The 8,287-nt window shown below is 49.1% G+C and carries 7 protein-coding genes and 1 pseudogene; all 8 read right to left on the reverse strand.

Translation table 11 applies throughout. The features are described 5' to 3' along the window. Nucleotides 1-12: 12 nt before the first annotated feature. Nucleotides 13-4,041 (reverse strand): DNA-directed RNA polymerase subunit beta, encoded by a 4,029-nt coding sequence (rpoB, locus tag DXU84_RS24240; protein WP_013577409.1) that lies wholly within the window; start codon nucleotides 4,039-4,041, stop codon nucleotides 13-15. A gap of 332 nt (nucleotides 4,042-4,373) precedes the next feature. After that, complete coding sequence (gene rplL, locus DXU84_RS24245; protein ID WP_013577410.1) at nucleotides 4,374-4,739, reverse strand: 50S ribosomal protein L7/L12; 366 nt, start codon at nucleotides 4,737-4,739, stop codon at nucleotides 4,374-4,376. Between the two features lie 66 nt (nucleotides 4,740-4,805). Continuing rightward, nucleotides 4,806-5,303 carry a 50S ribosomal protein L10 gene (gene rplJ / locus DXU84_RS24250; RefSeq protein WP_013577411.1) on the reverse strand — a complete coding sequence of 166 codons (498 nt, stop codon included), beginning with the start codon at nucleotides 5,301-5,303 and terminating at the stop codon, nucleotides 4,806-4,808. 337 nt (nucleotides 5,304-5,640) lie between these two features. Then, entirely contained in the window at nucleotides 5,641-6,345 is a 705-nt protein-coding gene (rplA, locus tag DXU84_RS24255; RefSeq protein WP_013577412.1) for a 50S ribosomal protein L1, read from the reverse strand. A 3-nt stretch (nucleotides 6,346-6,348) separates the two neighbouring features. Further along, the gene (gene rplK, locus DXU84_RS24260; protein ID WP_013577413.1) at nucleotides 6,349-6,777 is read right to left on the reverse strand and encodes a 50S ribosomal protein L11; all 429 of its coding nucleotides are present in this window, start codon (nucleotides 6,775-6,777) and stop codon (nucleotides 6,349-6,351) included. Nucleotides 6,778-6,955: 178 nt separating this feature from the next. Continuing rightward, complete coding sequence (gene nusG, locus DXU84_RS24265; RefSeq protein WP_013577414.1) at nucleotides 6,956-7,501, reverse strand: transcription termination/antitermination protein NusG; 546 nt, start codon at nucleotides 7,499-7,501, stop codon at nucleotides 6,956-6,958. Beyond that, nucleotides 7,501-7,884 (reverse strand): preprotein translocase subunit SecE, encoded by a 384-nt coding sequence (secE, locus tag DXU84_RS24270; RefSeq protein ID WP_013577415.1) that lies wholly within the window; start codon nucleotides 7,882-7,884, stop codon nucleotides 7,501-7,503. Before secE ends, nusG begins: the two co-directional genes overlap by 1 nt. A gap of 253 nt (nucleotides 7,885-8,137) precedes the next feature. After that, nucleotides 8,138-8,287: pseudogene (gene tuf / locus DXU84_RS24275) on the reverse strand (elongation factor Tu); the annotation flags it as partial.

Below are 8,287 nucleotides of genomic sequence, written 5' to 3' on the forward strand. Positions count from 1 at the left end.
GAATTCGAGTACTTACTCGTCTTCCAGCTCGATGTTGATACCCAGAGAACGGATTTCTTTCAACAGTACGTTGAAGGATTCCGGCATGCCTGGTTCCATACGATGATCGCCATCTACGATGTTTTTATACATCTTAGTACGGCCATTCACGTCATCGGACTTAACAGTCAGCATTTCCTGCAGGGTATATGCGGCACCATATGCTTCCAGTGCCCACACTTCCATCTCACCGAAGCGCTGACCACCGAACTGAGCTTTACCACCCAGCGGCTGCTGAGTAACAAGGCTGTAAGAACCGGTAGAACGCGCGTGCATCTTATCGTCAACAAGGTGGTTCAGTTTCAGCATGTACATGTAGCCGACGGTAACCTGACGCTCGAATTGCTCGCCGGTACGGCCGTCAAACAGTGTGATCTGACCAGAGGTTGGGATTCCGCCCATTTCAAGCAGTTGCTTGATCTCTGTCTCTTTCGCACCGTCGAAGACTGGTGTCGCGATTGGCATACCTTTTTTCAGGTTCTCAGCCAGACGCAATACTTCGTCATCGGTAAAGGTGGTCAGATCCACTTTCTGACGTACGTCGTCGCCCAGATCATAGGCACGCTGGATGAACTCGCGCAGCTTAGAAACTTCTTCCTGTTTCTTCAGCATGGCATTGATTTTTTCACCAATACCTTTCGCGGCCATACCCAGGTGGGTTTCCAAAATCTGACCAATGTTCATACGTGATGGAACGCCCAGCGGGTTCAGTACGATATCAACAGGAGTCCCGTTTTCATCGTAAGGCATATCTTCGATCGGGTTGATCTTGGAGATAACACCTTTGTTACCGTGGCGGCCTGCCATTTTGTCACCAGGCTGGATTTGACGTTTAACGGCCAAATACACTTTAACGATTTTCAGCACACCTGGTGCCAGATCATCGCCCTGAGTGATTTTACGACGCTTAGCTTCGAGTTTTTTCTCAAACTCGGATTTCAGTTCGTCGTACTGTTCAGCAAGCTGTTCCAACTGATTCTGTTTGTCTTCGTCAGTCAGTGACAGTTCTAACCAACGATCGCGAGGCAATTTGCCCAGCTTGTCAGCTTCAACACCGCCAGCAACCAGCGCAGACTGGATACGTGCAAACAGACCGGCTTCCAGGATCTGCAGTTCTTCAGTCAGGTCTTTCTTCGCCTGCTTCAGCTGCATCTCTTCGATTTCCAACGCACGCTTGTCTTTTTCCACGCCATCGCGGGTGAAGACTTGCACGTCGATAACCGTACCGGACACGCCGTTTGGTACACGCAGAGAAGAGTCTTTAACGTCAGACGCTTTCTCACCGAAGATCGCACGCAGCAGTTTCTCTTCTGGCGTCAGCTGGGTTTCGCCTTTAGGCGTTACCTTACCCACCAGAATGTCACCACCGGTCACTTCAGCACCGATATAAACGATACCGGATTCATCCAGTTTGGAGAGCGCAGCTTCACCCACATTAGGGATGTCAGCGGTGATCTCTTCAGGCCCTAACTTGGTGTCACGGGACACACATGCCAGTTCCTGGATATGGATGGTCGTGAAGCGGTCTTCCTGCACAACACGTTCGGAGACCAAGATGGAGTCTTCGAAGTTGTAACCGTTCCAAGGCATGAACGCGACACGCATGTTCTGACCCAGAGCCAGTTCGCCAAGATCTGTAGACGGACCATCTGCCAGCACGTCGCCGCGCTCGATTGGCTCGCCCAGATTCACACACGGCATCTGGTTGATGCAGGTGTTCTGGTTAGAACGGGTGTATTTGGTCAGGTTATAAATGTCGATACCTGCTTCGCCCGGGTACATCTCTTCTTCGTTAACACGAATAACGATACGGGATGCATCCACGTACTGAACAATACCGCCACGTTTGGCTACGGCAGTCACACCGGAGTCAACCGCTACAGCACGTTCCATACCAGTACCAACCAGCGGCTTATCAGCGCGCAGAGTCGGAACTGCCTGACGTTGCATGTTCGCACCCATCAATGCACGGTTGGCGTCATCGTGTTCCAGGAATGGAATCAATGAAGCACCAACGGATACAACCTGTTGGGTGGAAACGTCCATGTAGTCAACCTGATCGCGGCTGAAGAGGCTTGATTCGCCTTTGCTACGACAAGTGACCAGGTCTTCAATGAAGCGCCCTTCTTCGTCCAGGTTGGAGTTCGCCTGAGCGATTACGAAGTTGCCTTCTTCAATGGCAGACAGATAGTTGATTTCATCAGTCACCAGACCATCACGCACGCGACGGTAAGGGGTTTCCAGGAAACCGTACTCATTGGTCTGTGCATAGACAGACAAGGAGTTGATCAGACCGATGTTTGGACCTTCTGGCGTTTCGATTGGACATACGCGACCGTAGTGAGTCGGGTGTACGTCTCGAACTTCAAAGCCAGCACGTTCGCGGGTCAAACCGCCCGGGCCCAATGCAGAGATACGACGCTTGTGCGTGATCTCGGACAACGGGTTGTTCTGGTCCATAAATTGTGACAACTGGCTTGAGCCGAAGAATTCTTTCACCGCAGCCGAAATCGGCTTAGCGTTGATCATATCCTGAGGCATCAGTGTGTCGAGGTCGCCCAGAGAAAGACGCTCTTTAACAGCACGCTCAACACGAACCAGACCAACACGGAATTGGTTTTCAGCCATTTCGCCGACGGAACGAATACGACGGTTGCCCAAGTGGTCGATATCATCCACTTCGCCCTGGCCGTTACGAATGCCGATCAGCTTTTTCATTACCTGAATGATGTCGTCTTTGCTCAGGATACCTGAACCTTCGATTTCATCACGCAACAGAGAACGGTTGAACTTCATACGACCTACAGCAGACAGGTCGTAACGATCTTCAGAGAAGAACAGGTTCTCAAACAGGCTTTCCGCCGCTTCACGCGTTGGTGGCTCACCAGGACGCATCATTCGGTAGATCTCAACCAGTGCGCTCAGGCGATCGCTGGTTGGGTCGACGCGAATGGTCTCGGACATGTACGCGCCATGATCGAGGTCATTGGTGAACAGCGTTTCAATGGTTTTGTGACCGGACTGGCTCAGTTTAGCAAGCAGGTCCAGAGACAATTCCATGTTAGCCGGGACGATCAGCTCACCGGTATTGGTGTCGATGTAGTCTTTAGAGACCACTTTCCCTGCGATGTATTCAACAGGAACTTCGATGCGCTGAATTTCGTCTTTTTCAAGCTGACGAATATGACGGGCAGTGATGCGGCGGCCTTTTTCTACATAGACTTTGCCGTCAGCTTCGATATCAAAGGAAGCTGTTTCACCACGCAGGCGCTCAGGTACCAGTTCCATCTGCAACTTGTTGTCGCGGATCTGGTAAGTCACCTTGTCAAAGAACAGGTCAAGGATCTGTTCAGTCGTGTAATTTAATGCACGCAGAATGATGGTCGCAGGCAATTTACGGCGACGGTCAATACGTACAAACAGGTTGTCTTTCGGATCAAACTCGAAATCTAACCATGAACCGCGGTAAGGGATGATACGCGCGTTATAAAGCACTTTACCCGAAGAGTGGGTTTTACCCTTATCGCTGTCGAAGAATACGCCCGGACTACGGTGCAGCTGAGATACGATAACCCTCTCAGTACCGTTAATCACAAAGGTACCATTTTCGGTCATGAGCGGAATTTCGCCCATATAGACTTCTTGTTCCTTGATGTCTTTGACCGTACCTTCTGGTGCTTCACGTTCGTAGATTACCAGGCGCAGTTTTACGCGCAGTGGCGCGGAGAACGTCACACCACGGATCTGGCATTCTTTAACGTCGAATACAGGCTCACCAAGACGGTAGCTAACGTATTGCAGCTCAGAGTTACCGCTGTAGCTCTTGATAGGGAATACAGAACGGAATGCAGCTTCCAGACCGTACTGGCCTTCCGGATCTTGCTCGATAAACTTCTGGAACGAGTCAAGCTGGATAGAAAGGAGATATGGAATGTCCAAAACTTGTGGACGTTTACCAAAATCCTTACGAATGCGTTTTTTCTCGGTATAGGAGTAAACCATAGGGTTCCTCAGCTCGCTGATCAGTGACCCAATCTTGTCTGCCCTGAGAAGGACAGTTCATGCAACACCGTTTATGTCGACCGGAAAGCAGAAACGCTTCCCGCAATATCTGTTTTCTACCACTCTTAAATCATTTCGTTGTGCGTTATCTGTAGATGAGCTACAGCAAGAGGCAACAATATATTAAGGCGTCTATAGAAAGAGATATTAGAGTAGTTCAGTGCTCAAACAGTGTGAAACACCACTGACACTCTATAGCGCAAAAAGGCTGGTGACTAAAAAGTCACCAGCCATCAGCCTGTTAGAACAGGCTGCACTCCGGGAAGTTAAACTTACTTAACTTCAACAGAAGCACCAGCTTCTTCCAGAGATTTTTTCAGAGCTTCAGCGTCGTCTTTGCTGATGCCTTCTTTCAGAGCTGCTGGAGCAGACTCAACCAGGTCTTTCGCTTCTTTCAGACCCAGGCCAGTCGCGGTGCGAACAGCTTTGATAACTGCAACTTTATTCGCGCCAACAGCGGCCAGAACAACGTCGAACTCAGTTTTTTCTTCAACAGCTTCAGCAGCAGCAGCAGGACCTGCAACAGCAGCAGCAGCAGAAACGCCGAATTTTTCTTCCATAGCGGAGATCAGTTCAACGATTTCCATTACAGACAGAGCTGCAACGCCTTCAATGATTTGTTCTTTAGTGATTGACATTTCAAGTGTTCCTAGAATTCAGAAATAGTTTATACGTAAGCAAATGAACGAGATAAAAAAGGCTGATTAAGCAGCTTCTTTCTGATCGCGTACAGCAGCCAGAGTGCGAACCAATTTGCCTGCAGAGGCTTCTTTCATGGTTGCCATCAGGCGTGCGATTGCTTCTTCGTAAGTAGGCAGAGTTGCCAAGCGGTCAATTTGAGCCGCAGAGATAAACTCACCTTCAAAGGCCGCAGCTTTAACCTCAAATTTTGCATTCGCTTTAGCGAAATCTTTGAACAAACGGGCAGCAGCGCCTGGGTGTTCAGTAGAGAATGCAATCAAGGTTGGACCGACAAACGTGTCTTTCAGGCACTCAAACTGAGTACCTTCCACGACGCGACGCATCAAGGTGTTGCGAACAACACGCATGTAAACGCCAGCTTCACGACCTGCTTTACGCAGTTCAGTCATTTTATCTACAGTTACGCCACGAGAATCCGCAACAACCGCAGACAGCGCGCCTTTGGCTACTTCGATGACTTCAGCAACAATCGCTTGTTTGTCTTGAAGATTTAATGCCATTAGCTTTTTGCTCCTGGATTTAGCCGGGGAAAACCCCCGGAACTCACATCACTTGTCATCGAGAATCGATAACAAGCGTACAAACACGGTGAGCAGAGAATCCAGCAAAGACAAATCTTAATTCTTTATAAAAAAGACAAAGAAATATTTTCTTCAGGCTCTGTCACCGTCTACGCAGGAAGGATTAAGCCCCTTTCAGGGCACCTGCGGTCTTGGACGGAGGTCTGGATAGGCCAGACTCCAACCGAAAAATCTTGGTTTCGCATTAACGAAACAACGGGCCATAGATTCTAGACAAATCTATCGCCCGCGTAAAGCGATAAACGTCAGCAGTTAATTAGCTAACTGTTGCGCTCAGGCCGCTTTGATCAACAGAAAGACCCGCACCCATGGTAGTGGACAGGCTTACTTTCTTGATGAAAACGCCTTTAGCCTGGGAAGGCTTCGCTTTTTTCAGAGCGACCAACAGAGCTTCCAGGTTTTCTTTCAGCTTGTCGGATTCGAAATCAACCTTACCGATAGTGGTATGGATGATGCCGTTTTTGTCGTTACGGTAACGAACCTGGCCTGCTTTAGCGTTCTTAACCGCTTCAGCAACGTTAGGCGTTACAGTACCAACTTTCGGGTTAGGCATCAGACCGCGTGGGCCCAGAACCTGACCTAATTGGCCAACAACGCGCATTGCATCTGGAGATGCGATTACAACGTCGAAGTTCATTTCGCCTTTTTTGATCAGGTCAGCCAGATCTTCCATACCTACCAGTTCAGCGCCTGCAGCTTTAGCAGCTTCAGCGTTTGCACCTTGGGTGAAGACGGCAACGCGAACAGAACGACCGGTGCCGTGTGGCAGTACGGTTGCGCCGCGAACGTTTTGATCTGATTTACGAGCGTCGATGCCGAGGTTAACAGCAACGTCAACGCTTTCTACGAATTTAGCAGTGGCCAGCTCTTTGAGCAGAGCAACGGCTTCGGTGATGTCATACTGTTTAGTAGCATCAACTTTGTCACGGATCACGCGCATGCGCTTGGTCAGCTTAGCCATTTATTAATCCTCCACTACCAGGCCCATGGAACGAGCAGTACCTTCGATGGAGCGAGTCATCGCTTCAACGTCAGAACCGGTCATGTCCGCAGCTTTGGTTTCTGCGATTTCACGAACCTGAGCACTCGTTACTTTACCCACTTTGTCTTTGTTCGGCTTGCCGGAACCAGACTTGATACCAGCCGCTTTCTTCAGCAGTACTGCTGCAGGAGGGGTTTTGGTAACGAAGGTGAAAGAACGGTCAGAATAAACAGTAATAACAACAGGAATTGGCAGGCCTTTTTCCATGCTATCAGTCTTAGCATTGAACGCCTTACAGAATTCCATGATGTTCACACCCTGCTGACCCAAAGCTGGACCAACTGGCGGACTTGGGTTTGCCATACCAGCTGCAACTTGCAACTTAACGTAGGCTTGTACTTTCTTGGCCATGGTAAATATCCTCGTTTGGGTGATATCGCCTGTTTGAAGAGGCTCCCCGTTATTTACAGTACTTTGTTCTTTGTAATTTATGTGCTGAGACTGCACATAAAAACAAAAGGCGCGAAATTATAGTTCAATTTCGCGCCTTGTACAACATCTGTTCTAATGAATGTTTAGAACGTTGTTGTTAGCCTTTTTCAACCTGACCGAAGTCCAGTTCAACCGGTGTTGCACGGCCAAAAATGGAAACAGACACTTTCAGGCGACTTTTCTCGTAATCAACTTCTTCGACCACACCATTGAAGTCCGCAAACGGACCGTCATTAACACGTACCAGTTCACCTGGTTCGAACAACGTTTTAGGACGTGGTTTATCACCCACTTGTTGCAGGCGATTCATGATCGCATCAACTTCTTTATCGCTGATTGGTGCAGGACGATCTGACGTTCCGCCAATGAAGCCCATAACACGAGGAACGCTGCGAACTAAGTGCCAGCTGGCGTCATTCATCACCATCTGTACCAGCACATAACCTGGGAAGAATTTACGTTCGCTTTTACGGCGCAGGCCACCACGAATCTCAACCACTTCTTCGGTTGGAACCATGACTTCACCAAACAGTTCTTCCATGTCATGTAATTTGATGTGCTCACGCAGCGATTGTGCTACGCGGCCTTCAAAGCCAGAAAACGCCTGAACGACGTACCAACGTTTTTTAGGTGCTTCAGACATTAGAACCTCAAGCCAGTAATGAAAGATACCAGGCGGACTAAAATACCATCCAGCCCCCACAGAATCAGTGACATAACGGCAGTTACCGCAGCAACGATCAGTGTGGTATGCAATGTTTCCTGGCGCGTTGGCCAAATGACTTTACGTACTTCAGTACGCGCTTCACGAGCAAACGCGACCGTCGCCTTGCCTTTAGTGGTCAGTAAAGCCACTGCGCCTGCAATTGCGATAATAACAACTACGGCTAACGCGCGTAACGGCAGGCTGTATGCACGGTAATAATAGTTACCGACAATAGCTACAACCAACAAAACGGCAACAATCAGCCACTTTACCGCTTCCAGGCCGCGCCCGCTCCCTTGAGCCTCGGTATTCGCACTCATAAACCAACCCGTCACAATGATTCAGAACAAACAACTTTGCCTCGCATTGCGAGGCAAACCAAACCGATCGATGCTCTACTTGAGCGCAATTCGGTGTTTTACGCTATATCTCAGAGCCTATCTCACCAGTGATTATGACGTATAAATCGCTGATGAGATAGGTTCTAGCGCCACAGCGTAGAAAAAAGGGCATCGAATGATGCCCTTTTAGTGTGTATTACGTCAACGAATAGTGACAAAAAACTATCAGCGATTAAGCGATAACTTTAGCAACAACACCAGCACCTACAGTACGGCCGCCTTCACGGATTGCGAAACGCAGACCATCATCCATCGCGATTGGGTGGATCAGGGTAACAACCATGTTCACGTTGTCACCAGGCATAACCATCTCAACGCCTTC

Origin of the sequence: Rahnella sp. RcJ3, from assembly GCF_009498575.1 — a bacterium.
Taxonomy (GTDB): Bacteria; Pseudomonadota; Gammaproteobacteria; order Enterobacterales; family Enterobacteriaceae; genus Rahnella; species Rahnella aceris.

What these genes read in the sequence shown, in the direction of transcription:
- rpoB (WP_013577409.1), bottom strand. Translation starts at nt 4,041, where the DNA reads ATGGTTTACTCCTATACCGAGAAAAAACGCATTCGTAAGGATTTTGGT.
- rplL (WP_013577410.1), bottom strand. Translation starts at nt 4,739, where the DNA reads ATGTCAATCACTAAAGAACAAATCATTGAAGGCGTTGCAGCTCTGTCT.
- rplJ (WP_013577411.1), bottom strand. Translation starts at nt 5,303, where the DNA reads ATGGCATTAAATCTTCAAGACAAACAAGCGATTGTTGCTGAAGTCATC.
- rplA (WP_013577412.1), bottom strand. Translation starts at nt 6,345, where the DNA reads ATGGCTAAGCTGACCAAGCGCATGCGCGTGATCCGTGACAAAGTTGAT.
- rplK (WP_013577413.1), bottom strand. Translation starts at nt 6,777, where the DNA reads ATGGCCAAGAAAGTACAAGCCTACGTTAAGTTGCAAGTTGCAGCTGGT.
- nusG (WP_013577414.1), bottom strand. Translation starts at nt 7,501, where the DNA reads ATGTCTGAAGCACCTAAAAAACGTTGGTACGTCGTTCAGGCGTTTTCT.
- secE (WP_013577415.1), bottom strand. Translation starts at nt 7,884, where the DNA reads ATGAGTGCGAATACCGAGGCTCAAGGGAGCGGGCGCGGCCTGGAAGCG.